General features: G+C 73.2%; 20 protein-coding genes. 15 read left to right on the forward strand and 5 right to left on the reverse strand.

Translation table 11 applies throughout. From position 1 onward, the window contains the following. The first annotated feature begins 12 nt into the window (after positions 1 to 12). Positions 13 to 825 carry an alpha/beta fold hydrolase gene (locus DRB89_RS04585; protein ID WP_112447697.1) on the forward strand — a complete coding sequence of 271 codons (813 nt, stop codon included), beginning with the start codon at positions 13 to 15 and terminating at the stop codon, positions 823 to 825. 283 nt (positions 826 to 1,108) lie between these two features. Further along, positions 1,109 to 1,309: a hypothetical protein gene (locus DRB89_RS04590; protein WP_112447698.1), complete on the forward strand. Its 201-nt coding sequence runs from the start codon at positions 1,109 to 1,111 to the stop codon at positions 1,307 to 1,309. A gap of 92 nt (positions 1,310 to 1,401) precedes the next feature. Here DRB89_RS04590 and DRB89_RS04595 read toward each other — a convergent pair whose 3' ends face one another. Then, complete coding sequence (locus DRB89_RS04595; protein WP_112447699.1) at positions 1,402 to 2,631, reverse strand: serine hydrolase domain-containing protein; 1,230 nt, start codon at positions 2,629 to 2,631, stop codon at positions 1,402 to 1,404. 147 nt (positions 2,632 to 2,778) lie between these two features. On the opposite strand from DRB89_RS04595, the gene DRB89_RS04600 reads away from it, so the two are divergent. Further along, on the forward strand, positions 2,779 to 3,555 hold the full coding sequence (locus tag DRB89_RS04600; RefSeq protein WP_112447700.1) for a MerR family transcriptional regulator: 777 nt from the start codon (positions 2,779 to 2,781) through the stop codon (positions 3,553 to 3,555). A 121-nt stretch (positions 3,556 to 3,676) separates the two neighbouring features. Further along, positions 3,677 to 4,339 (forward strand): lysophospholipid acyltransferase family protein, encoded by a 663-nt coding sequence (locus tag DRB89_RS04605; protein WP_112463212.1) that lies wholly within the window; start codon positions 3,677 to 3,679, stop codon positions 4,337 to 4,339. A 69-nt stretch (positions 4,340 to 4,408) separates the two neighbouring features. Here DRB89_RS04605 and DRB89_RS04610 read toward each other — a convergent pair whose 3' ends face one another. Both DRB89_RS04610 and DRB89_RS04615 read right to left on the reverse strand, forming a co-directional pair. Next, on the reverse strand, positions 4,409 to 4,633 hold the full coding sequence (locus DRB89_RS04610; RefSeq protein ID WP_112447702.1) for a hypothetical protein: 225 nt from the start codon (positions 4,631 to 4,633) through the stop codon (positions 4,409 to 4,411). Positions 4,634 to 4,767: 134 nt separating this feature from the next. Further along, the gene (locus tag DRB89_RS04615) at positions 4,768 to 5,691 is read right to left on the reverse strand and encodes a LysR family transcriptional regulator (protein ID WP_112447703.1); all 924 of its coding nucleotides are present in this window, start codon (positions 5,689 to 5,691) and stop codon (positions 4,768 to 4,770) included. A gap of 105 nt (positions 5,692 to 5,796) precedes the next feature. On the opposite strand from DRB89_RS04615, the gene DRB89_RS04620 reads away from it, so the two are divergent. From DRB89_RS04620 to DRB89_RS04630, 3 genes are all read left to right on the forward strand, one after another. Next, positions 5,797 to 6,402, forward strand: a complete 606-nt coding sequence (locus DRB89_RS04620; RefSeq protein WP_112447704.1) for an alpha/beta hydrolase — start codon at positions 5,797 to 5,799, stop codon at positions 6,400 to 6,402. Positions 6,403 to 6,502: 100 nt separating this feature from the next. After that, a complete protein-coding gene (locus tag DRB89_RS04625; protein ID WP_112463213.1) occupies positions 6,503 to 7,732 on the forward strand; it encodes a serine hydrolase domain-containing protein in 1,230 nt (409 codons plus the stop codon). Between the two features lie 393 nt (positions 7,733 to 8,125). After that, positions 8,126 to 9,331 carry a hypothetical protein gene (locus DRB89_RS04630; protein ID WP_204357668.1) on the forward strand — a complete coding sequence of 402 codons (1,206 nt, stop codon included), beginning with the start codon at positions 8,126 to 8,128 and terminating at the stop codon, positions 9,329 to 9,331. 14 nt (positions 9,332 to 9,345) lie between these two features. Here the strand turns inward: DRB89_RS04630 and helR are convergent, their stop codons facing one another. Both helR and DRB89_RS04640 read right to left on the reverse strand, forming a co-directional pair. Beyond that, a complete protein-coding gene (helR, locus tag DRB89_RS04635; protein ID WP_112447706.1) occupies positions 9,346 to 11,514 on the reverse strand; it encodes an RNA polymerase recycling motor ATPase HelR in 2,169 nt (722 codons plus the stop codon). 217 nt (positions 11,515 to 11,731) lie between these two features. Continuing rightward, positions 11,732 to 12,142, reverse strand: a complete 411-nt coding sequence (locus DRB89_RS04640; protein ID WP_112447707.1) for a Fur family transcriptional regulator — start codon at positions 12,140 to 12,142, stop codon at positions 11,732 to 11,734. A 301-nt stretch (positions 12,143 to 12,443) separates the two neighbouring features. Here DRB89_RS04640 and katG point away from each other — a divergent pair, with 301 nt between their 5' ends. The 8 genes from katG to DRB89_RS04680 all read left to right on the forward strand — a co-directional run bounded on the left by katG (position 12,444) and on the right by DRB89_RS04680 (position 23,443). Continuing rightward, entirely contained in the window at positions 12,444 to 14,675 is a 2,232-nt protein-coding gene (gene katG, locus DRB89_RS04645) for a catalase/peroxidase HPI (RefSeq protein WP_112447708.1), read from the forward strand. Positions 14,676 to 14,833: 158 nt separating this feature from the next. Then, positions 14,834 to 15,763: an SMI1/KNR4 family protein gene (locus tag DRB89_RS04655; protein ID WP_112447709.1), complete on the forward strand. Its 930-nt coding sequence runs from the start codon at positions 14,834 to 14,836 to the stop codon at positions 15,761 to 15,763. Between the two features lie 99 nt (positions 15,764 to 15,862). Further along, positions 15,863 to 17,071 carry a histidine kinase gene (locus DRB89_RS04660; protein WP_112447710.1) on the forward strand — a complete coding sequence of 403 codons (1,209 nt, stop codon included), beginning with the start codon at positions 15,863 to 15,865 and terminating at the stop codon, positions 17,069 to 17,071. Continuing rightward, on the forward strand, positions 17,068 to 17,781 hold the full coding sequence (locus DRB89_RS04665) for a response regulator transcription factor (protein WP_112463214.1): 714 nt from the start codon (positions 17,068 to 17,070) through the stop codon (positions 17,779 to 17,781). Before DRB89_RS04660 ends, DRB89_RS04665 begins: the two co-directional genes overlap by 4 nt. Before the next feature lie 186 nt (positions 17,782 to 17,967). Next, complete coding sequence (locus DRB89_RS04670; RefSeq protein WP_112447712.1) at positions 17,968 to 19,287, forward strand: sulfite oxidase; 1,320 nt, start codon at positions 17,968 to 17,970, stop codon at positions 19,285 to 19,287. A 107-nt stretch (positions 19,288 to 19,394) separates the two neighbouring features. After that, entirely contained in the window at positions 19,395 to 19,811 is a 417-nt protein-coding gene (locus DRB89_RS42705; protein WP_162688469.1) for a hypothetical protein, read from the forward strand. Positions 19,812 to 19,813: 2 nt separating this feature from the next. Then, positions 19,814 to 22,483: a caspase family protein gene (locus DRB89_RS04675; RefSeq protein ID WP_162688470.1), complete on the forward strand. Its 2,670-nt coding sequence runs from the start codon at positions 19,814 to 19,816 to the stop codon at positions 22,481 to 22,483. 93 nt (positions 22,484 to 22,576) lie between these two features. Then, positions 22,577 to 23,443 carry a DMT family transporter gene (locus tag DRB89_RS04680; protein WP_112447714.1) on the forward strand — a complete coding sequence of 289 codons (867 nt, stop codon included), beginning with the start codon at positions 22,577 to 22,579 and terminating at the stop codon, positions 23,441 to 23,443.

Below are 23,443 nucleotides of genomic sequence, written 5' to 3' on the forward strand. Positions count from 1 at the left end.
CGAATCGGGGGCATGACGACCGAGTTGATCCCCGTCGCCGGGGGAAGCCGCATCTGGGCCGAGAAGGCGGGGGACGGCCCGCCGCTCGTCCTGCTCCACGGATCGGTTCACGACAGCCGCCTGTGGAACGGTGTCTTCGCCGCGCTGGCACGGCACCACACCGTGGTTCGTTACGACGCCAGGGGGCATGGGCGCTCGACGCTTCCGACCGCGCCGTTCCGCTACGAGGACGACCTGTTGGCGGTCCTGGACCGGTTCGACTTCCGGACCGCGGGTCTCGTCGGCCTGAGCATGGGAGGCGAGGTCGCGCTCGATTTCACCCTGGAACACCCCGAGCGGGTCCGGTCGCTGACGCTGATCGCGGCGTCCGCCGGCGGGCACGCGTGGCCCCGGAGTCCTGAGACGGATGCGTACGCTGCGGCGTGTCGTGGATCGGCCGGCGGCCGCATCGCGGAGCTGGAGCTCGCGCTCTGGGCGAGTCTGGGCGACCGGGCCCCGGGCTTCGAGGTCATCGAGCCCATGGTGCGGGAGAACGCCGAAACCGGAGTCGCCGCCGAGAAGGGACACGCGCTCGACCCGGCCGAGGCCGCTGTCGACCGTCTGGACCGGATCGAGGTGCCGACGACGGTGGTCGTCGGCGATCACGACCACCCGGAGATCGGCGTCATCGCCGGGCGTCTCGCCGACGGCATCCCCGGCGCACGGCTGGAGGTGGTCGCCGATGCCGATCACTACCTGCCGCTGCGGGCTCCCGGGCCGCTTCTCCAACTCCTCCTCCGTTCCGGGGAGTTCGCGGACCATCGCGGGGCTCGTTCGAACGAATGACGGGGGACCGGTCTGCCGGCCCGGGGTCGGGCAGCGGAGAAACCGTCCGTGGGTCCGAGACCTCCGCCCGGTACCGGTCGGGCAGCCGGCACCGCACGAGGAGGGCCCGGCGTACCGGGTCGCCCGCCGGTGCGGCAACAGCTCCGCGGTGAGGGCGGTGAGGGCGTTCCGGCTCGGTTCGGCCAATCGGCTGGCTCTCGGTCCGGCCCGGCCGTGCGCCGGGACAGGCGGGCGACACCTCTCTAGGTTCTGTTGTGCCCATTGCCCCTCGAAAGGTGGATCCATGCGTTCCGTTCGCTCCGCGCTCTCCGTCGTCGCCGCCGGTGTCATCATCCTCGGCGGTGCCTCGGTCGCCGCTGCCGATGTGACCGTCAACGCTCCCTCCGAGACGTCTTACACCTTCGTCTTCGGCGACTGGACGCAGTTCGCCGCCGATGACGTCTTCAACGCGGGCCTCAACAACACGGTGGGGTCCAACAACTGAGCAGCTCCGGCTGCCTGCTTCCCGGTCCTCGGGCACCGTCTGGTGCCCGAGGACCGGGGGACGCCGGCGGCCACGGCCGGCCGAGTCCGTCGTCAGTCGTCGATGGCCTGGTAGAGCGTGTTCCAGAAGTCGTGGATGAGCCGCGGTGAGTCCGGGGTGGACATCCCGACCTGGGTGAGCAGGACTCCGGTGAGCCGGTTCTCCGGGTCGGCGTAGGCGGTGGTGCCGGTACCGCCGTCCCAGCCGAACTGGCCGACGGGCGCGTAGCCGCCGCGATGCGTGCGTACCGCCGTCCCGAATCCCCAGCCCCCGTGCAGTCCCTGGCCGGCCGTCATGTGGGCGATGTTCCCGTACATCGTGTCCCGGGCGGCCTGCTGTCCGGGCGTGAGGCGGTTGGTGGTCATCAGCTCGACGGCGGCCCGGGACAGGATCCGTTCGCTGCCGTGCAGGCCGTGGTTCAGCAGCATCCTGAAGTAGGCGTGGTAGTCGTCGACGGTGGAGACCAGTCCGCCGCCGGCGCCCTGGAAGGCCGGAGGCCGGCTCGTCCTTCCGCCTTCCGCCTCGTCCCACACGAGGAACTCCCCGGTCTGCGGATCGGGCCCGTAGAGGGGCGGCAGCCGGTCGATCTTGCCGACGGGCACGTGGAAGGCGGTGTCCTCCATCCCCAGCGGATCGAGGACGCGTTCGCGCAGGAACGTCTCCAGCGGCTCGCCCGCGACCCTGGCGACCAGTACGCCGGCCACCTCGTTGGCGAGGTCGTACTGCCAGCGCTCACCGGGCTGGTAGGAGAGCGGCAGTTCGCCGAGGCGGCGCATCCACTCGTCCGGCTCGGGCGCCGGCCCGGACGCCACGCTGTAGTCGAGGCGCTCGAAGGTCGCGGCCCTGATCGGGGAGTCCATCAGCTCGAAATCCAGGCCGAGCCCGAACGTGGAGGTCAGCAGGTCCCGTACGGTGATCGGCCGCCGGGCCGGCACGGTGTCGTCCAGCGGGCCGTCGGGCCGCTTCAGCACGCGGCGGCCGGCGAGTTCGGGCAGCCACGGGTCCACCGGGTCGTCCAGCCGCAGTCGGCACTCGTCGAGCAGGACCATCGCCGCCGCCATCGTGACCGGCTTGGACGTGGACGCCATCCGGAAGATCGTGTCCCGGCGCATCGGCGCGCCACCGTCGTGGCGCATCGTCCCGAGCGCTTCGACGTGCGTCCGGCCACCGCGGCCGACCAGGGCGACGAGCCCGGGAATCCTCTTGGACTCGACGTGCCGTGCCAGTACGTCGTGCAGCTTGCGCAGCCCGGCTTCGGAGAAGCCGCTGTTGCTCGTTCCCATCATGAATCCCCTTGTCCCCTTGTCCCCTGGTGCACTTGTCCGCCGTGGTCGATCCCGCGGCGGCCGTGCGAGGAGCCTGTACCTTGACCCAAGGTGAAGGTCAACACCGGTCGTGGTGGTGGACCGGAACGGAGAGGTGCCGTGCCGATGGCGGGCGGGCTCACGATCGGTCAGGCGGCGGCGTTCGTCGGCGTCACGATCAAGACGGTGCGGCACTACCACCGGCTCGGCCTGGTCGCCGAGCCGGGCCGCGACCGTTCCGGCTACCGGCGATACGGGTCCGCCGACCTGCTCCGGATGGTCCAGGTCCGGACCCTGGCCGGAGCCGGCGTGCCGCTGGCCGAGATCGGTGACCTGCTCGATGCCGATCCCGAGCGGTTCGCCGCCGCCCTGGACGACGTCCGCCGACGGCTCACCGAACGGATCGAGGACCTGACCGGGCGCCGCGACACGCTGCACCGGCTCGCCCACGGCAACCGGGTCCTGCTGCCCGACCGGGCCTGCGCGGTCTTGGACCGACTCGCCGATCTCGGCTTCGGTCCCGACTACGTGGCCGGCCAACGGGAGGCCCTGGTCCTGGCCCGGGCGCTGGTTCCGGAGGTCTTCGACAGCTTCCTGGCCCGGCTCGAACACTCCCTCGACGACCCGGAGCACGTCGAGCTGACCAAGCGCGGCTGGGAGGCGCGGTCCTGGGATCCGGACGACCCGCGGATCGAGGAGCTGGCGTCCGCGCTGACCGGCAAGCTGCTGACGCACCGCGCGCTGCTGGAGATGCCGGCAGGGTTTCGGAACCACTCCGACGCCGCCTCGCGGTACGGAGTGGTCAACCACCACCGGGAGGACCAGGCACCGTCCATCGCCCGGTTGAACACGCTGGTCGAGGCGAACCTGCGCGCCGCCGGCATCGCCGTCCCGCGTCAGTGACGGCCGCCCGGCGTACCGGGCACTACCCAGGCCGGGTTGAGTACGGCGACTCATGCCTGGGCCGCCCCTCGCCGACACCCTGGGGACACGAAGTCCGCACACCCCGGAGGTACGAGCTCCCGTGATCAGCCGCATCGCCACCACCCTGGCCCAAGTGTTCGGGCGCATGACCGTCACGGCGGACGCCGCCGGGCCGATCGCGGGCGGGACCGTCCTCGTCGCCAACCACACCAGCCTGGCGGACCCGGTCGTCGTGGTCGCCGCGCTGCGCCGGCTCGGAGTCGAGCCGGTGGTCATGGCCGCGGCCGGGCTCTGGCGGGTCCCGGTGCTCGGGGGCGCGCTCGCCCGCGAAGGGCACATTCCGGTCCGCCGGGGCACGTCCCGCGCGGCCGAGGCCCTCGACGCAGCCGCCGGGGCGCTGGCCGCGGGGCGGTGCGTACTGATCTACGGGGAAGGCGCGATCCCCGTGCGCAGGGACTCGGGGGAGGCCGCGCCCCTGCCCTTCCGCAGCGGTCTGGCCCGGCTGGCCCGGACCACGGGCGCGCCCGTCCGGCCGGTCGGCCAGGCGGGCGCCCGCCGCATCAGCTCGGGCACGACGGCCAAGCAGATCGCCGGAGTCCTCACGGCCCCGGCCCGCCGCCCGCGCGTACACGTCCACGTCGGCGCGCCCCTGATCCTGCCCGAGCACCTCGCGGAGGCGACGGCCGTGGCCCACGGAGCGGTCACCGCGGCCTGGTGGACGGCGGTGACCGGTCTCAGGGGGTCCCGCACGGATCGGGCCTGACCGCTGCCGCCCGGCACCGCGTCTCACTGCCCGCTGCCGCCCGGCACCGCGCGTCACCGCGCGGAGCGGTCAGAGCCAGACACCGTCCCCCAGCGGGAGCGCGTCGGGGTAGTCCTGCCCCCAGCCGCTGCCCATCGCGACGACGGCGCCGCTGGGCCAGCAGCCGTTGCACGAGCCCAGCGGAGCGCGGGAGTCGGTCTGGACGGCGGCCGGGGACGCCTGCGCGGACAGGCCCACGAGGGCGGCGGAGAAGGCGAGCGCGAGCGCCGCGCGGGAGAGGGAGTGCTTCGTCATACGGGGATGCTCTCAGGCCCGGGAGGCGGAAGACACGGTTCAGCCCGGGGGATACGGACGGGCCGCGGTCTCGCGGCGCCGGCCCGGCCGCCGGCCATCCGGCCGCCCGGTCGTCCGGCCGCCCCGTCATCCGGTCATCCGGCGGCCGCTGCCCGCAGGTGCTCCAGGACGGAGGTCAGGACCGGGTCGTCGTCGGATCCGGCGCGGACGGCCGCGAACACGTGCCGGGTGGGCGCCGGGCCGGCGGGCGAGCGCAGGACGAGGCCGGGGCGGTGGAGCGGCTGGACGAGTCTCGGGACGAGCGCGACGCCCATGCCCGCCTCGACGAGGGCGGCGAGCGAGGTCCAGTCGTTGACGGCGTGGCGGATGTCGGGGGTGAAGCCGTTCGCGGCGCACAGGGACCGGGTGATCGCCCCGCAGCAGCTGCCGGGATCACCTGCGATCCAGGGATCGGCCGCGAGGTCCCGTAGCGACACGTGCTCCTGGCCCGCGCACGGGTGGCCCAGGGGAAGGGCCAGGTCCAGGGTGTCGGCCAGCAGGTCGACCCGGCTGTAGCGGCGGTCGGTGTGCGGCGGCGCTGCGGCGAAGTCCACGGCCACGGCGATGTCCACCTCTCCGCCGTCGAGACGGGTGAAGAGGTCCGGCGGCTCCCCCTCGACGACCATGACGCGGACGTCCGGGTGGTGCTCGGACAACCGGCGCAGCGCGGCCGGCAGCAGCCCGGTGATGGCGCTGGAGAAGGCGCCGATCGTCACGGCTCCGCGCCGGCCCTCCTGCCAGGCGGCGAGATCGGCGCGCGCCCGTTCCCACTGCGCGGCGATCGTGGCGGCGTGCTCCAGCAGCACGCGTGCCTGGCCGGTCAGCCGGACCCCGCGCCCCTCGCGCTCGATCAGCGCGACGCCGACCTCCCGGGACAGGGCGGCCACCTGCTGCGAGACGGCGGACGGCGTCAGCCGCAGGGCCTCAGCCGTACGCGCCAGACTGCCGCGGCGGTCCAGCTCCCGCAGCACAGCCAATCTGCGCAGGTCGACGGTGAAGGCGTTCCTTACCTGTTCCATCCGGAAAGATTAACTGGACCTGCATTCCCGGCCATGCCCACAATCACCTCGGGCCGCCCGTCGGGCGGCGCCCGGACCCCTTCCCACGGACAGTGAAAAGAGACCATGAACCGGACTTCGACCGGGCGGGGCTTCCTGCTGCTGCACGGATGGCAGAACCGCCGCCCCGCCGGACACTGGCAGCACTGGCTGGCCGGCCGGCTCACCGAGCTGGGGCACGCGGTCGACTACCCCCAACTCCCCGCTCCGGACCGGCCCGATCCGGAGCGCTGGCTGTCCGAACTGCGCACCCGGCTGGACGGGCCGCGCGCGGAGCGGTACACCGTCGTCTGCCACAGCCTGGCCTGCCTGCTGTGGCTGCGCGCGGCGGCCCGCGACGCCGTACCGGTCCCCGTCGACCAGGTGCTCCTCGTCGCCCCGCCGTCCTCGGGCTTCCTGGAACAGAACCCGGAGATCGCGGGATTCGCCGCTCCCGAGGTGACGCCCGCACAACTCGCGGCGGCCGCCGGGTACACGCGGCTCGTCGCCGGGGACGACGATCCCTGCTGCCCGGAAGGCGCGGCGGCCGCGTACGCGGCGCCCCTCGGCCTGCCGGTCGACGTCCTGTCGGGCGGCGGCCACCTGGGCATGGACGCGGGCTACGGAGCCTGGCCGTCGCTCCTCGACTGGTGTCTCGATCCGGCGGCCGACGCCCCGATCCGGCACGCCTGAGGGGGAGGCCGCGGCCGCGGACGGCTCGCCGCGCGACCGTGCCGGGGCGGGCCTAGGCTGGTCCTGTTGCCTGGGTCCGCGGACGACAGGAGACCTTGCCGTGAATCCAACCCACGTCCGGCTGCGCCGGGCCTGCGCGGCCGCCGTCGCGGTCGGCCTGCTCATCGCCCCGGTGGCCGCGGGCTCCGCGTACGGAGCCACCGCACCCGCCCCGTCCACTTCCGCCGCCCCGTCCCCGGACGCCGATACGGGCTTCGTGGAGCTCACGCCCGCCGTCGCGGCGCAACTGGACGCGGCCGTGCGCCAGGTCATGCGCGATACGAAGGTGCCGGGCGTGACCGTCGGGCTGTGGGCCCCCGGCAAGGGCAGCTACGTGAAGGCCTTCGGCGTCGCGGACAAGGCGACCGGCGCGCCGATGAAGACGGACCTCCACGTCCGCATCGGCAGCGAGACCAAGACGTTCACGGTCACCGCCCTCCTCCAACTGGTCGATCAGGGGAAGGTCGGCCTGGACGACCCGATCGGCACGTACATCCCGGGCGTTCCGAACGGGGACCTCATCACCCTGCGCGAACTGGCGGGCATGCGCAGCGGGCTCTTCAACTACAGCGAAGACGCGGACTTCATCAAGAAGCTCCAAGCCGATCCGGAACAGAGCATCGCGCCGCGGCAGTTGCTCGACTACTCCTTCAAGCACCCGGTGCAGTTCGCGCCCGGCGCGGAGTTCGACTACTCCAACACCAACCTGGTCCTGCTCGGCCTGGTGATCGAGAAGATCACCGGCAGGCCGCTCCACGAGGTCATCAAGCAGGACGTCCTGGAACCGGCGGGCCTGCGCAGCACCGTCTTCCCCACCAGCGCCGCCCTGCCGGAACCGTACGCGCACGGCTACACGGACCAGACGGCCTCGGGCAAGACCGTGGACTCGACCCACTGGAACCCCTCCTGGGCCTTCGCCGCCGGAGCGATGATCTCCGACCTGGAGGACCTGCGCAGCTGGGCGCGCACCCTCGCCACCGGGACGCTGCTCAAGCCCGCGACCCAGGCCGAACGGCTGAAGACCACCCCGATGAACATCCCGGGCGACGGCTACGGGCTGGGCATCTTCAACATCCAGGGCTGGATCGGCCACAACGGCTCGATCCCCGGGTACGAGGTCCTGCCCGTCTACCTGCCCGAGGCACAGGCGACGATGGTCATCCTCCTCAACACCGACAGCCAGACCGACGGCCAGGAGCCCAGCACGCTCTTCGGCGAGGCGGTCACCGGCATCGTGACCCCCGGCCACGTCTACCCCGGCCACGAACCCCTCGCCACCAAAACCGACTGACGGCGCAACCGCCGACAGCCGACCGGCGACCTGGAGACGAAGCCGGAGACGGAGACGGGCTGACATCGACGACCGCCCACCGGCCGGCCCGCGACCGCGGGCCGAAGGTCATCTCCCCGCCGAGCGGATGCTCCGGCCCTCCGCGCCCGGCCGGACGAGCGTCCGCAGATCGGGCGGCCCCACGTACCGGTAGCTCCGTACGGGCGAGTTCACGCGGGCCAACCTATTCTCCGGTCCGGGAGGGGATCACGGTCACGGCCCCCGTGAGTGCCCTGTCAGCGGCGGCTCGTACGCTCATGGCCAGGGGATTCACCGGATGAGTGGTCGAGGCGGGGGACATCGAATGGCACACCGGCGTACGGCGGTACCGGCATTGGCCGGAGGCTGCTGCTCGTGGCGCTCCTGTGGTGGGCCGGGGCGAGTGCGCACGCGCTGCACCTGCGGGGTGCGTCCGGGGCGATCGGCGACCGGGCCACCGCCGAGCTGGACCGCTGGCTCATCCCGTGGTCGTACGATCCTCCGCCCGTGCTCAACCTCGGCACGGACCTGCCCGGGGAGACCGGAGGAGCCGCGGGGACGGGGAGCGCCCGCTACCTCGGGCTGTACACCACCTCGCTCCAGATCCGGTTCGCCGCGCTCTTCGCCTTCTTCGTACCCGGGGCGATGCTCCTGATCCGCGGACTGCCGCCGGTGCGCGGCCGGACGGCGGCCGCGCTGCTCGCGGTGTGGGCCTGGGGCCTGGTCGCCGGGACCCTGGCGATGGCCGTCTCGGCGCCCTGGATGATCGCCTCGTTCGGGCACGGCAGCTATCGCTTCCTGCCCCAGCTGGCGAGCGTGATCGACTCCGGGCGGCAGGTCCTCGTGGCCACCTCGCTGGTCGCGGCCGCGGTGACCGTGGTCGTGGCGCGCGCCGCGCTCAAGGGGGCCGACCGTCCGGCCCCATCCCAGGTCCCATCCCAGGTCCCATCCCAGGTCCCGGCCCAGGTCCCGGCCCGGGCCCCGGCCCTGAACGCGGTGCCCGCACGGTCCGCCCGGATGGCCGCCACGGTCGGGACCGCCGTGATCGCCTTGTCCCTGCTGGTGCTCTCGTACCACCCGGTCGCCGCCGAGATACAGACGGTCTCCCCGGGCGCCGGGCTGCTCGCCGATCCGGGCGACCTGCTGCGCCAGTGGCTGCTGCTCGGCGCCTGGGACAGCCCGGCGGGCGTGCCGCTCGGTGACTGGCTCCTGGCCAGGACCGCGGACGTGCTGCTGCTCGCCGTGGTGTGGTGGGCTCTGCGCGCACTGCCCGCGCTGCTCACCCGTGCCACCGTCCCGGCGATGGCGGTGGGCGCGGTCTGCGCGACCGTCCTCGGGCTGCTGGCCGTCCAGCTGCTACGGGTCGCCACGGACGGGACGGGCACCCGGTGGGGGCTGCTGCCGCTGTTCGCCGGCATCGGCGGCGGCGTCCCGGCGGCGCTGACCTTCGGCCTGGCGGCGGGAGCCGCGGCCGCCGTGACCCTACGGCTGGGCGCGTCCCGGACGGAGCCTGCGGAAGCGGCCCCGGAAGCGGCCCCGGAAGCGGCCGCCGCCCCGGGGCGCGGAGCAGCCCCGGGGTGATACCGGCGTCGGCGTCAGGGGCTCGTGAGGACGACGAGCCGCTGGGTCGCGCGGGTCATCGCGACGTAGCGGTCGACGGCTCCCTCGATGCCCTCGCCGAAGGTCTCCGGGTCGATCAGGACGACCAGGTCGAACTCGAGCCCCTTCGTCAGCTCCGGCGTCAGTGACCGGACGCGTGAGGTCTCCGGGAGCTTCCCGCCCCCGGCGCCGTCGCTGCTGATCACGCAGGCGACCCCCTCCGCATGGGCGGCGAGCCACCCGTCGAGGACGGGCTCCAGGTCCGCGGTCGACCCGTACGCGACGGGGATGCCGCTGCTGCGGATGGACGTCGGTACGTTGGCGTCCGGGAGCGCGGCGCGGATCACCAGCTCGGCCTCCGCCATCACCTCTTCGGGCGTGCGGTAGTTGATGCCGAGCGAGGCCACCTCGATCCGGTCGAGCCCGACCCGCTCCAGGCGTTCGTGCCACGACTCCGTGAACCCGTGCCGGGCCTGCGCGCGGTCGCCGACGATGGTGAAGCTCCGCGACGGGCAGCGCAGCAGGAGCATCTGCCACTCGGCGTCGGTCAGTTCCTGGGCCTCGTCCACGATGACGTGGGCGAACGGGCCCGCGAGCAGGTCCGGTTCGCCGCCGGGCAGCGCGCTCTCGTCGATCAGGGCGTCCTGCATGTCCCTCCCCTGCAGCATCCCCATCGCGCCCTCGTCCTCGGTGATCTGGGTGTCCTGGAGCAGGCGGTCGATGACGTCGGCCCTGCGCGCCCGCTCGGCGGCGACGGCGGCTTCGTGCCGACGCTTGCGCCGTGACGCCTCCGGGTCGCCGAGCCGCTGCCGTGCCGCGTCCAGGAGCGGCAGGTCCGACACCGTCCAGGCCTGCGCGTCCGCGCGCCGCAGCGCGCGGACCTCGTCGGGGGCGAGCCAGGGAGCGCACTTGCGCAGGTAGGCGGGCACCGACCACAGATCTCCGACGAGGTCGGCCGCCTCCAGCATCGGCCACGCGCGGTTGAGCGTCGTGATCAGCTCCCGGTCCTGCAGCAGGGACCTCCGCAGCAGCTGGGGCGAGACGCCGCTGTCGTCCCTGTCCATCAGGATCGCGAGCAGCTCCTCCCGGACCTGGTCGCGCGCCTCGTTGTGCGGAGTGCCCGGTTCCACCGCCTCGAACGCCGCCGCCCAGTCTTCGGGGCCGAGCCAGATGTCGGTCCAGTGGCTGGAGACCGTGATCCCCTCGGTGGGCGGCTCCTCATAGAGGGCGACGGCCGCCTCGATCGCCCGTACCAGGCCGGCGGAGGACTTCAGCCGCGCCACGTCCGGATCGCTCTCGATCACCGCGCCGGCCCCCTCCGCGACGAGGTCGCGCAGGGTGCAGGTCTGCACGCCCTCCTCGCCGAGGCTCGGCAGCACGTCGGCGACGTACGCCAGGTAGGGCTGGTGCGGACCGACGAACAGCACGCCGCCCTTGCGGTGGCCGAGGCGCGGGTCCGCGTAGAGGAGATGGGCGGCGCGGTGCAGGGCGACGACGGTCTTGCCCGTGCCCGGACCGCCGTCGACGACGAGGGCGCCGCGGGACCCGGCGCGGATGACCGCGTCCTGATCGGCCTGGATGGTGGCGAGCACGTCGCGCATGCGGGCCGACCGGTTGCCGCCCAGGCTGGCGATGAACGCGGACTGGTCGTCGAGCGCCGCGTGCCCCTCGAGCCCGTCGGCGGTGAACACCTCGTCCCAGTAGTCGCTGATCCGGCCGCGCGTCCAGCGGTACCTGCGGCGGCTCGCCATGCCCATCGGCTTGGCGTGCGTCGCCGCGAAGAACGGCTCGGCGGCGGGGGAGCGCCAGTCGAGCAGCAGCCGGCGCCCCGTGCTGTCGGTGAGTCCGAGGCGGCCGATGTAGACGGGCTCGGAGTCGTCCGCCGGGACGATGTGCCCCAGGCACAGGTCCAGGCCGAAGCGGCGCAGGGTGCGCAGGCGACTGCTCAGGCGGTGGATCTCCGCGTCGCGGTCCATCGCCTCCCGGCCGACGCCGCCGGGCGCCTTGCGCGTGGCCTCGAGCCGGTCGGACAGTTCGGCGATGGACTGTTCGAGGCTCTCGGAGATGGCGGCGAAATGCTGCTCGTCCCGGCCGGTCAGGGCCGGGTCGGCCTTGGGGGAGAGGTGGTCGGGAAGGTCGAACGCACTGGTGGTCACGGTGGTCATGCATCAGCTCCGATCCGAGGTCGCCGCCATGACGGTGGCGGCGTGCGCACCCGTGTTCCGGTACGGGTGCCGGCCTCGGCCCGCGATTCTGCCCGAGCCCGGGGGCCTTGCCGCAAGCCCCCCTGTGCGCTATAAATTGAGAGTGGCGAAGAGTGGGTCTACCTCTTCGCCTTTGTCGTTCTCCCCGGAACTCGTTCCCGTTGGACCGTCGCTCGGTTCACGCGCAGGAGCCGCACAGCCCGCGGTACGTGACCTCGACCCCGGACACCGTGAAGCCGAACCGCTGCGCGTCCGGGAGGTCTGCCAGCGGGTCGCCGCTCGGGTGGACGTCGCGGATCAGGCCGCAGCCGGAGCAGACCAGGTGCTGGTGCGGATGGTGGGCGTTCGGGTCGTAGCGCTTCGCCCGGCCGTCGGAGGTGACCTCCAGGACCTCGCCGAGGGAGACCAGCTCGCCCAGGGCGTTGTAGACCGTGGCCCGGGAGATCTCCGGCAGCCGCTCCACCGCCCGGGCGTGCACCTCGTCGGCGGTGAGGTGTACGTGGTCGCCGTCGAGCACCTCCGCGACCACACGCCGCTGCGACGTCATCCGCCAGCCGCGTCCTCGCAGCCGTTCCAACAGGTCACTCATGTCGGCTCAACCCCTTCAGGTTCGGCGGGATACCCCGAAAACTACCGGCGGACGTCCGGAATCCGACTGCGTGTGGCCTTGGTGTCTTTCTTGACTTGGATTGCGTCCATCGTAGGATCGGTTTCGTCGATAGCCAAGGGACAGGAAGACTCCAGAGGCGCGGGAGACTGGACGTGACCTACCCCGGCGCCAGGACGAACCGCGAAACCGGGCCCCGGCACAAGGGCCCCGTACCCCGAATGTTCCACCACATGCAGTTCCTGATCACCGTGACCGCATGGTCCGGTCCGGAAGGATTTCCATGTCTGAGAACCACGATGCAATCGTCACGGACGCGAAGGCGGAGGGCTCGGGGGGCTGCCCCGTCGCGCACGAGCGCGCCCCGCACCCGACCCAGGGCGGCGGAAACCGGCAGTGGTGGCCGGAGCGCCTCAACCTGAAGATCCTCGCCAAGAACCCCGCCGTGGCCAACCCCCTCGGTGAACAGTTCGACTACGCGGCGGCGTTCAACACGCTCGACCTCCCGGCCGTGAAGCGGGACATCGCGCAGGTGCTGACCACCTCGCAGGACTGGTGGCCGGCCGACTTCGGCCACTACGGCCCGCTCATGATCCGCATGGCCTGGCACAGCGCCGGCACCTACCGGATCAGCGACGGCCGCGGCGGCGCCGGGGCCGGCCAGCAGCGCTTCGCGCCGCTCAACAGCTGGCCGGACAACGGCAACCTCGACAAGGCCCGCCGCCTGCTGTGGCCGGTCAAGAAGAAGTACGGCCAGAGCCTGTCCTGGGCCGACCTCATGATCCTCACCGGCAACGTCGCCCTGGAGACGATGGGCTTCGAGACCTTCGGCTTCGGCGGCGGCCGCGCGGACGTCTGGGAGCCCGACGAGGACGTCTACTGGGGCCCCGAGACCACCTGGCTCGACGACGAGCGCTACACCGGGGACCGCGAGCTGGAGAGCCCCCTCGGCGCGGTCCAGATGGGCCTCATCTACGTCAACCCCGAGGGCCCGAACGGCACCCCGGACCCGATCGCCGCGGCCCGCGACATCCGCGAGACCTTCCGCCGGATGGCCATGAACGACGAGGAGACGGTCGCCCTGATCGCGGGCGGCCACACCTTCGGCAAGACCCACGGCGCGGGCCCCGCGGAGAGCGTCGGCGACGACCCCGAGGCCGCCCCGATCGAGGCGCAGGGCTTCGGCTGGGCCAACTCCTTCGGTACCGGCAAGGGCGGCGACGCGATCACCAGCGGTCTCGAGGGGATCTGGACGAACACCCCGATCACCTGGGACAACACCTTCTTCGACATCCTGTTCGGCTACGAGTGGGAGCAGTTCAAGAGCCCCGCCGGCGCCCACCAGTGGCGGCCGAAGGGCGGCGCCGGAGCGGGCACCGTACCCGACGCGCACGACCCGTCGAAGAGCCACGCCCCGACGATGCTCACGACCGACCTGTCGCTGCGCTTCGACCCGGCGTACGAGCAGATCTCGCGCCGCTTCCACGAGAACCCGGCCGAGTTCGCGGACGCCTTCGCCCGCGCGTGGTTCAAGCTGACCCACCGCGACATGGGCCCCGTGGTCCGCTACCTCGGCCCCGAGGTCCCGGCCGAGACGCTGCTGTGGCAGGACCCGCTCCCGGCCGTGACCCACGCGCTCGTCGACGCCGAGGACGTCGCCGCCCTCAAGCGGGAGGTCCTCGCCCTGGACCTGTCCGTGTCCCGGCTCGTGTCCACGGCGTGGGCCTCGGCCTCCTCCTTCCGCGGCAGCGACAAGCGCGGCGGCGCCAACGGCGCGCGCGTCCGCCTCCAGCCGCAGATCGGCTGGGAGGTCAACGAGCCCGACGAGCTCGCGACGGTGCTGCGCGCCCTCGAAGGCGTACGCGAGTCCTTCAACTCGGCGCACGGCGGCGGCAAGCAGATCTCGCTGGCCGACCTGGTGGTGCTCGCCGGCGCCGCGGGCGTCGAGCAGGCGGCCAGGGACGCCGGCATCACGGTGGAGGTCCCCTTCACGCCCGGCCGTGTGGACGCTTCGCAGGAGCAGACCGACGTGGAGTCGTTCGCCGCGATCGAGCCGACCGCCGACGGGTTCCGCAACTACCTCGGCAAGGGCAACCGGCTGCCGGCCGAGTTCCTGCTGCTCGACAAGGCGAACCTGCTCAACCTGAGCGCCCCCGAGCTGACGGTCCTCGTCGGCGGCCTGCGCGTCCTGGGCGCGAACCACCAGCAGTCGGCGCTCGGCGTCCTGACCACGACCCCCGGTTCGCTGACGAACGACTTCTTCGTCAACCTGCTCGACCTGGGCACGACGTGGAAGGCGACGTCCGAGGACGCGAACACCTTCGAGGGCCGCGACTCCGCGACGGGCGCGGTCAAGTGGACCGGCAGCCGCGCGGACCTGGTCTTCGGGTCGAACTCGGAGTTGCGCGCGCTCGCCGAGGTCTACGCGAGCGACGACGCGAAGGAGAAGTTCGTCAGGGACTTCGTCGCCGCCTGGGACAAGGTGATGAACCTGGACCGGTTCGACCTCGTCTGACGAGGCCGCCTCCGGGCCGGCCGGCCGACACCGGCCGGCCCGGAGGGCTCCGGTCCGGACGGCTCCGGCCCGACAGGCTTCGGCCCCGGATCGTCGGGCGGGACGGGTCTCCTGGATACTCGTTCCAGCACTCCCTTCCGACGTGAGAAGAAGTACCTGTGGACGCGACGATCAACCGGATCCGCACCAAGCTTTCCGAACTCCCGGACACGGAGAAGGTCGTTCTCGGCCCCGTGCTGACCGAGGCGCAGATCTCGGCTTTCGAGGACAGCCACGGGGTCCGGCTGCCCGAGGAGTTCCGGCAGTTCCTCACCCGCATCGGGCACGGCGGGTACGGCCCCACGTACGGTCTGCTGCCGATGGAGCGGTGGGTCGGCCGGGGCGGTGCGCAGCGGCTCACCGAACCGTTCCCGATCGTCCCCGACCCGGACCCCGATGGCCTCGATGGCCGGGGCGACTTCACGGGCTCGTTCCCCGGCACCCTCACGGTCGTCCACCGAGGCTGCAGCGATTTCACGGCGCTCGTCGTCACGGGCCCCGGGCGGGGCCGCCTGGTCGAGGCCAACGACGAGGGGTTCTTCGCTCCCCGCTTCCACGCCGACTCCGACTTCCTGTCCTGGTACGAGCGGTGGCTCGATTTCGTCCTGGCCGGACACCGCAACCTCCACCGCTTCGCCGACCAGATGGCCGGCAGCGAGGCCGAGCTCGTGGCCACCCTCCTGGAGGACCGACGCGCGACGAGGCGCCGGGCCGCCGCCCACACCTTCGCCACCCTCCCGGACCCGAGTGCCGACCTCCCGGACACCCTGCTGCGGGCGCTGAGGGGGGAGCCCCACTCACAAGTCCGCGAGGCGATCCTCCGCTCCCTGGCCGCCCAGGGGGAACCCGGCCGGGACCTGCTCGGCGCGGCACTCGCGGATCCCGTCCCCGAGATCCGCTCGCTCGCGGCCGTCCTGATGATCACCACCGACCAGGGGAAGTGGCATATGGCGCCCGGGCACAGGGAGGCCTTGGGCCGGCATCTGGTCGACGAGACCGACGACGCGGTACGAGACTCCATCGAGCGGGTCCTCGCGCACGCGGCCTGACACGCGGCCTCGTACCTCCGCTCCCGGACCCTCGTCATCGGGCCGTTCTCCCGGACCGGGTCGGAGGTGCGTTCGCGATCTTCGGGCTACGCTGCGGCGATGCGGATCCGCCCCTCTTCCATGGACGTGCTGACGGCCGTCGCGCAGACCGGTGTCGCCGTGCTCCTGGGCCAGGAGGCGGCGCAGCAGGGCTGGCCGGAGCTCGACCTCGCGGCGTACCTGCTCGTGGGGCTGGTCAACGTGCCGGGCGCCGTCCGGACGAAGGCGCCCCTCGCGGTGTGCCTGTTCGTGCAGCTCTCGTGGTGCGTGTACGTCACCGCCGGTTACTGGCCCGTGGTCAACTGCCTCGGTCCCATGCTCGCCGTGTACACGGTCGCGGCGCTCTGCCCACGGCGGACCTCACTCGCGTGCGCCGCCCTGATGGGCGCCATCTGGATCTACGGAGGCCTCCTCGGGAACGGACCCGGCGGCGGCTCCATGGCCGCCGTCGTCGCCCAGGCCGTCGTCTTCCCGGCGGTGCTCTGGCGGTTCGGGCTGATGGCCCGCCGCTCGACCGACCTGGCCCGGCAGCTGCGGCTGGAGCGGGACGAGCGGGCCCGCCGGGAGGTCGCGGAGGAACGCGGGCGCATTGCAAGGGAGTTGCATGACATCGTGGCCCACCACATGGCCGTCATCTCGGTGCAGGCCGGCCTGGCCGGCTTCGTGTTCTCCTCCGCGCCCGCCACCGCGCTCGCCGCTCTGAACACCATCGAGGACACCAGCGCCGAGGCGCTCGACGAACTCCGGCGGATGCTGCGGCTGTTGCGGACCGACGACCCCGAGGACGGGCTCGGCTGGGCCGGGACGGGAGACCGTGACGAGCCGATGCCGGGGCTGTCCCGGCTGGCGGAGATGGCCGAGCGGGTCCGGGCCGTCGGGGTACCGGTCGAGCTGCGGGTCACCGGCGAACCGAGGGCGCTGGCCCCGGGGGTGGAGCTGTGCGCGTACCGGGTGGTCCAGGAGGCGCTCACCAATGTGATCAAGCACGCCCGGCACGCCAGCGTGAGCGTCGAACTCGACTACCGGCCCAACCACATAAGCGTCACCGTCACCGACGACGGCGCCGGGCGGGGGCAGGGGAACGCCGAGGGAGGGCGTCCGGCCGGAGCGGCTCCGGGGAGCGGGCACGGACTGATCGGCATGCGCGAGCGGGCCAAGCTCTACGGGGGGACGATCGGCATCGGGCCCCGCGGCGGGGGAGGGTACGCGGTGTGCCTCACCCTGCCGACCTCCGCGCGGACCGTACCCCGGGACGAGCGCCCGGCATGAGCGGATCCTCGCCGCTCAGGGTGCTCGTGGCCGACGACCAGTTCCTCATCCGGGCCGGCCTCGTGGGCCTGCTCGAGGCCGCACCCGGATTCCAGGTCGCCGGTCAGGCCGCGGACGGCGCCGAAGCGGTCGAACTCGCCCTCCTCACCCGGCCGGACGTCGTCCTCATGGACATCCGGATGCCCGGCACGGACGGCATCACCGCCACCGCCAGGATCCTCGCCGAGGTCCCGCCGCCCCAGCCGCGCGTGCTCATCCTCACCACCTTCGACCTCGACGAGTACGTCTACGGGGCGCTGAAGGCCGGCGCCTCCGGCTTCCTGCTCAAGGACTCGGGTCCGCGGCGCCTGCTCGCCGCGATCACCGCCGTGGGCAGCGGCGACGCGCTCTTCGCGCCGACGGTCACGCGGCGGCTCGTCGAGGCGTTCGCCCTGCGGGGCACCGGCCGCGACGGCGGCGCCGGCGACCGGCGCGGTACGGGCGCCGAGGCGCTCGAGGCGCTGACCGGACGGGAGGTCGAGGTACTGGAGCTGGTCGGCCGGGGGCTGGCGAACGCGGACATCGCCTGGCGGCTGTTCATCAGCGAGGCGACGGTGAAGAGCCACGTCAACCGCACGATGAGCAAGTTGGGACTGGAAAGCCGGGCGCAGGCCGTGGTGGCGGCGTACGAGAGCGGCCTGGTGGTTCCCGGCGGCGGCCCTGCGGTGTGACACGGAGGCGCGCCCGGCACCGCGCCGAGACCGGCACCGCCCCGCGACCGGCACCGAGCCCCCGCCGATCCCGGTCCGGCATTGCGGCCGTGTTGCAGGTTCGTGGCCATCGCGGCGAGGCGGTTCCCGTGCGCGGGGCCCGACTCCTAGGGTCCGTCGGGAATCGCGATCAAGGAGTGTCCCGCCATGCCCCTCGACCTGTCCGACGAGAGCCAGTACGACCGTGCGCGCCTGCGCCAGTGGGCGCGCGGCCGCGCCCGCTCGGCCGGAGTGGACCGCCGCGACCTGCTCAGGCTCTTCGCGGCGGGAGCCGCGGCCGGCACCCTCGGCCTGGGCGCCGCCGGAGCCGCCGAAGCAGCGGAGGCCGCGGAAGCCGCCGGAGCCGGGCAGGCCGTGCCGGCGGCGGGCTCCGCCGCCACCGCCGTGCTGCCCGGGATCGTGAAGCCGCTGCCGCCCGAACTGTTCACGATCCGGGGCACCAACGCGGAGACGAAGTTCGCCTCGCTGCGCGGCACGGGCCAACTGACCCCCGTCGACCGGTTCTTCGTGCGCAACCACACCGCCACTCCGCGCCTCGACCAGGCCGGCTGGCGGCTGAAGGTGTGGGGCGACGCGCTGTCCGGCGGGCCGGTGGAGTTCTCGTACGACCGGCTGCGCGCGCTGCCCGCCGTCGAGCGGACGCTGTTCATCGAGTGCGCGGGCAACGGCCGGAGCTTCTACACCACCCAGCAGGGCCAGACGGTGACCGGGACGGCGTGGACCCTCGGCGCGATCGGCGTGGCCCGCTGGCGCGGGGCCCGGCTGTCCGACGTGCTGCGGCGGGCCGGGGTGACCCGCGCGGCCGTGGACGTGCTGCCCCGGGGCCTGGACGACGAGGTGGTCACCAACGGCGTGAACCTGGGGCGGGTGCGGCGCCCGCTGCCGGTGTCGAAGGCGCTGGACGACGTCATCCTCGCGTACGAGATGAACGGCGAGCCGCTGCCGGCCGACCACGGCGGGCCGGTCCGGGTGGTCGTTCCGGACTGGATCGGGATCTCCTCGATCAAGTGGGTCGGGGACATCGAGGTGAGCGGGCAGCCTCTGTACACGCCGTGGAACACCGACCTGTACCGGCTGTTCGGGCCCGACCATCCGCCGCAGGGCAGCGCGCCCCTGACCCGGCAGACCCTCAAGAGCGCCTTCGAGCTGGAGCTGGGCGCGACCGTGCCCGCGCACCGCACGAAGCTGCTGACCGGACGCTCCTGGTCCGGCGCGGCCCCGGTGCACCAGGTGGAGGTCAGCACCGACGGAGGCGCCCGGTGGCGGCGGGCCCGGCTCCACGACGTCCCGCGCCGGGGCGGCTGGGTGCGCTGGTCGCTGCCGTGGACCCCGCGGACCCCGGGGGCGACGGCCCTGCTGGCCCGGGCCACGGACGCCACCGGCCGCACGCAGCCCGCGACGGCCGCCCACAACACCCAGGGCTACCTCTTCGACGCGGTCGTCCGCCACCCGGTGACGGTGGTCTGAGACCCCGCCCGCGAACCCGGTCCCGGCCGATTCGACCGCCTCCGAAGCCAAGGGAGTTGTGCGAGGATCGGCCGGGAGTCGATGCCTGCCGGACGGGGGACGGAAGAGTGCAGCTGACGATCGGAGTGTCCGACACCGACGAGGCCGCGGAGCTGCGCGACCTCTTCCGCTGGCTGCGCGCCGACGAAGACGGGCCGGACGAGGTGTGGCTCTCCGGCGAGCCGCCGACCGGGTCCATGGGCGGCGGCCTGGAAGTCGTCAACGTGGTGCTGACCCATACGATGGCCGTCGCCAACTTCGCCCTGGCCTACGCCACGTGGCGCCGAGCGCGCCGCGGCCGGGCCGCCCTCACCTTCACCCGGGCCTCCGACGGGGTGTCGGTGACCTTGGAGAACGGCTCGGACGAGGCCGTGCGCGCGCTGATCGCGGCACTGTCCGAGCCCCCGGCGGCCGCTCCCCTCGGAGCACCCGATCCCCCCGCGCTCCCCGCGGCACCGGACACGGCGGCCCCGGGAGACGGTTAGCCGTGGAACTCGCCGACCCCCATGCCTCGTACGCGGTCCTCATCGGGACCTCCACCTATGCCGGTACGGGGCTGGGGGACATTCCCCCGGTCGCCAACAACCTCGTACAGCTGGGCCGGTTGCTGGAGGACCCGGGCATCTGGGGCCTGCCGCCGGGCCACTGTGTGCGCCTGCCCGAGCCGTCGTCGGCCGGGCAGGTCCTGGACGCCGTCCGGGAAGCCGCCCAACGGGCCACGGACACGCTCCTCGTGTACTACGCGGGCCACGGCCTCAGCGATCCGGACTCCGACGAACTGCTGCTGACCCTGCCCTCCTCGGACCCGGAGCGGTCCTACTCGTCGCTCCGCTACGAGGAACTGCGCAGGGAGATCCGCCAGGCCTCCGGCAAGCTGAACAAGGTCGTCATCCTGGACTGCTGTTACAGCGGACTGGCCATGGCCGGCGCCATGGGCGGCTCCACGACCGAATCCGTGGCGCTCGCGGAACAGACGCGGATCGCCGGTTCGTACCTGCTGACCGCGTCCGCCGCCACCCGCGAGGCCCTGTGGCTGGACGACGAGCCGTACACGGCCTTCACCGGCGAGCTCATCCACCTGCTGGAGCACGGCCTGCCCGGCGGCGGCCAGGTCATCGAGGTCGGCCGGGTCTACGACCACATGCTCGCCGAACTGAGGGCGAAGGGGCGGCCGATCCCGCAGCAGCGGGTGAGCAACACCAGCCGCATCGCCTTCGCGCGCAACCGCTACGGGATCGGCCCCGCCGCCCGTCCGGAGCCGCGCCCGGCCCACCCCGTGCCGGACGACCTGCGCCCCGTGCTGCGCGCGCGGCCCAGCGAGATCGCCGAGTACGCCGCCCGCCTGCGGGACACGGACCCCGCATCGGCGGAGCGACTCCTGACACTGGCAGCCGTACTGCGCCCGGCCCAGGAAGTGGCGGCGCTGGTCTGGGTACTGCGCGCCGGGGCGCGGGACGAGGAGGCGCAGGGAGTCCTGGCCGCCGCGGCGGCCGAGCGGGACCCTTACGACCTCGCGGCCTGCGTCGTCGCGCTGCACACGGCGGACCACGGACACGACCCGGAGCGGTTGGCCCTGCTGGCGGCCGAGCGGGCCGCGGAGGACGTCGCGGGGACCGTCAAGGCCCTGCGCGCAGCCGGGCAGGCCCGCGAAGCGGAACTGCTGCTGACGACGGCGATCGGCCGCCTCCGGTCGACCGAGACCATCCTCGGGCTGGCCGGGGCCTTCTGGTCGGCCGAGCTGGATGCCGAAGCCGAACGCGTCCTGCACGCGGCGGCCACGTCCTCGGAGGAGGAGGCCACGCGGCTGGCCGGAGCACTGCTGACGATCGGGCGCCAGGCCGAGGCCCTTGAGCTCTACCTCCGGACGCCGTCCGTGGTCGTCTGGCGCCCCGCGGAACTGGTGCGCGTGCTCAAGCTGTTGGGCGAGAGGATCCGACCGGAGGACGCGCGGCGACTGCTGCGCCTGGCCGTCGGGGAGTCCGCGACGGCCGAGGGGATCGCGCGGCTGTGCGACGGGTTGTGGGCGGCCGGGATGAGGGAGCGGGCCCTGGAGGTGCTGGGGCAGGCGGCCACCTGGCTGTCGGTGGAGGCCGTCGTCGTGCTGGCCGACGTGCTGCGGGGCGACGGCCACGAGGAGGCGATGCTGTACCTGCTGCAGGAGGCGGCCGAGGCGCACCCCGTGGCACAGACCGTCGCCCTGGTCGAGGCGCTCCGGGCGATGGGCCGTCCGCTCGACGCCATCCGGCTCCTGAGCGATGCCGCGCGCCGCCCCGGAGCGCAGATCGCGGAACTGCTGATCCTGCTGGAGGAGCTGGGCAGCCCGAGGGACCGGTCCCGGGTACTGGAAGCCCTGCCCGAGAGCCCCGTCTCCCAGCACGGCCACACGGCGTCCTGGGACTACGACGCGCGGCGCGTCGAGCTCATCCGGGCACTGCACGCGGCGGGCAGGGACCACCGGGAGGTGAGCGGGCGGCTGGCCGCTCTCCCCAACGGTCCGCTCGCCGAGGTGCTCAGGCAGCTGAGGGCTGCCGGTGCCCATGACGTGGCCCACGTCGTCCTGGGCCAGCTGGCGGCCGCCGATCCGTTGGCGGCGGTACGACGCCTGAGCTACCTCCAGGCGAGCTCCAGGCTCGATACCGCCGTGCTGTCGGGGCTACTGCGGTCGGCCGACAGCCCGGTGCGGAACGCGGTCGGGGAGTTGTCGTCGGATGCCGTCCTGGGCATCGTGCGGGGCCATGCCCTGCCCGAAGCGGCCGTCAGTGCCATGACCGCCGCGGGGCTCGGCCGTCAGGTCGAGGAAGCGCTGGGGAAGTTCACCCGGGCCGCTCCGGTCGCGGAGGTGATCCAGCTGCTCAGACGCCTGCGCGACGACTCGCTGACCGGGGAGGCCCATACCGTCGTCCGGGGTGCCGGGTGGATGTTTCCCGAGCTCTACCGGGATTTCGCCGTCGCGTTGTGGAAAGCGGGTCTGTCGGAGTACGCGGTGTACGCCCTCGAGGCGAACGCTGCCCGGCTGGGCCGATCGCTCTGCGAGGAACTGGCCGGAATCCTCCACGTCCCGGTCCCCGCGGCAGCGGGCTCCCCGACTTCGGCACCACCGACCTCGGCGCCCGAAACGGTACGCTCCCGCCCCTGGCACCGCTTCGGCCGCGGCTGACCGTGGGACCGGTCGGGGGAATGAGCGGCACCCGGTGGGCGCGCGGCGGTGTCGGGGCGGGGGCGCCGCGGCGGATGCGGTGAGGATCGGGGCATGGGCTTCGTACTGCCGGTCCTCTTCGCGCTGTTCGCGGCGCTCAGCAACGCGCTCGGGACCGTGCTCCAGCGGCGGGCGGCGCTCACCGTGCCTCAGAGCGACGGCTTCCGGTTCGGTCTCGTCCTCGACCTGCTGCGCCGTCCCGTGTGGATCGGCGGGATCCTGGCGGTGATCGCGGCCGGCGCCGGCCAGGCCGCGGCGCTCGCCACCGGTGCGCTGGCCCTCGTACAGCCCTTGTTCGTACTGGAGTTGCCGTTCGCGCTGCTCATCGCCTCGCTGGTGGCGCGCAGCCGGCTGCCCGGGGCGGTGTGGCTCGCCGTCGCCGCGGTGGTGGCCGGGCTCGGGATCGCGCTGGGGGCCGCCTCGCCGTCCGGGAACCGCACGCACGTCCCCTTCGACCGCTGGGTCCTGGCGCTGGCGGCGTGCGCGGTGGCGGTGGCGCTGCTGTCGGCGGTCGGGCTGCGGCGGCCCCCCGGCCGGATGCGGGCCGGCTGCCTCGGGGCGGCCACGGCCGTCTGCTACGCGCTCACGGCGGCCCTGATGAAATCGGCCGTGCACGTGCTCGACGAGGACGGCATCGGCGGTTTCCTGACGACCTGGGAGACGTACGCCTTCGGCGCGACCGGCATCTGCGCCCTGCTGCTCCTCGAACACGCCATGCAGGGCGGCCCGCTGGTGGCCTCACAGCCGGCGCTGACCCTCGGCGACGCGGGCGTGAGCGTGGCGCTCGGCGTGCTGCTGTACGAGGAACACCTGCGGGGCCACTGGTGGTTGGTCCCCCAGCTGCTCGGCCTTGTCCTGATCGGCGCCGGAGTGATCGCCCTGGCCAGGCACGGCGGGGAGATCGAGGAGGGTGTTCCGTAG

Source organism: Streptomyces sp. ICC4 (genome assembly GCF_003287915.1).
Lineage (GTDB): Bacteria > Actinomycetota > Actinomycetes > Streptomycetales > Streptomycetaceae > Streptomyces > Streptomyces tritrimontium.

Coding starts and splice junctions, on each gene's coding strand:
- DRB89_RS04585 (WP_112447697.1), top strand. CDS start 13: ATGACGACCGAGTTGATCCCCGTCGCCGGGGGAAGCCGCATCTGGGCC.
- DRB89_RS04590 (WP_112447698.1), top strand. CDS start 1,109: ATGCGTTCCGTTCGCTCCGCGCTCTCCGTCGTCGCCGCCGGTGTCATC.
- DRB89_RS04595 (WP_112447699.1), bottom strand. CDS start 2,631: ATGGGAACGAGCAACAGCGGCTTCTCCGAAGCCGGGCTGCGCAAGCTG.
- DRB89_RS04600 (WP_112447700.1), top strand. CDS start 2,779: ATGGCGGGCGGGCTCACGATCGGTCAGGCGGCGGCGTTCGTCGGCGTC.
- DRB89_RS04610 (WP_112447702.1), bottom strand. CDS start 4,633: ATGACGAAGCACTCCCTCTCCCGCGCGGCGCTCGCGCTCGCCTTCTCC.
- DRB89_RS04615 (WP_112447703.1), bottom strand. CDS start 5,691: ATGGAACAGGTAAGGAACGCCTTCACCGTCGACCTGCGCAGATTGGCT.
- DRB89_RS04620 (WP_112447704.1), top strand. CDS start 5,797: ATGAACCGGACTTCGACCGGGCGGGGCTTCCTGCTGCTGCACGGATGG.
- helR (WP_112447706.1), bottom strand. CDS start 11,514: ATGACCACCGTGACCACCAGTGCGTTCGACCTTCCCGACCACCTCTCC.
- DRB89_RS04640 (WP_112447707.1), bottom strand. CDS start 12,142: ATGAGTGACCTGTTGGAACGGCTGCGAGGACGCGGCTGGCGGATGACG.
- katG (WP_112447708.1), top strand. CDS start 12,444: ATGTCTGAGAACCACGATGCAATCGTCACGGACGCGAAGGCGGAGGGC.
- DRB89_RS04660 (WP_112447710.1), top strand. CDS start 15,863: ATGCGGATCCGCCCCTCTTCCATGGACGTGCTGACGGCCGTCGCGCAG.
- DRB89_RS04665 (WP_112463214.1), top strand. CDS start 17,068: ATGAGCGGATCCTCGCCGCTCAGGGTGCTCGTGGCCGACGACCAGTTC.
- DRB89_RS04670 (WP_112447712.1), top strand. CDS start 17,968: ATGCCCCTCGACCTGTCCGACGAGAGCCAGTACGACCGTGCGCGCCTG.
- DRB89_RS04680 (WP_112447714.1), top strand. CDS start 22,577: ATGGGCTTCGTACTGCCGGTCCTCTTCGCGCTGTTCGCGGCGCTCAGC.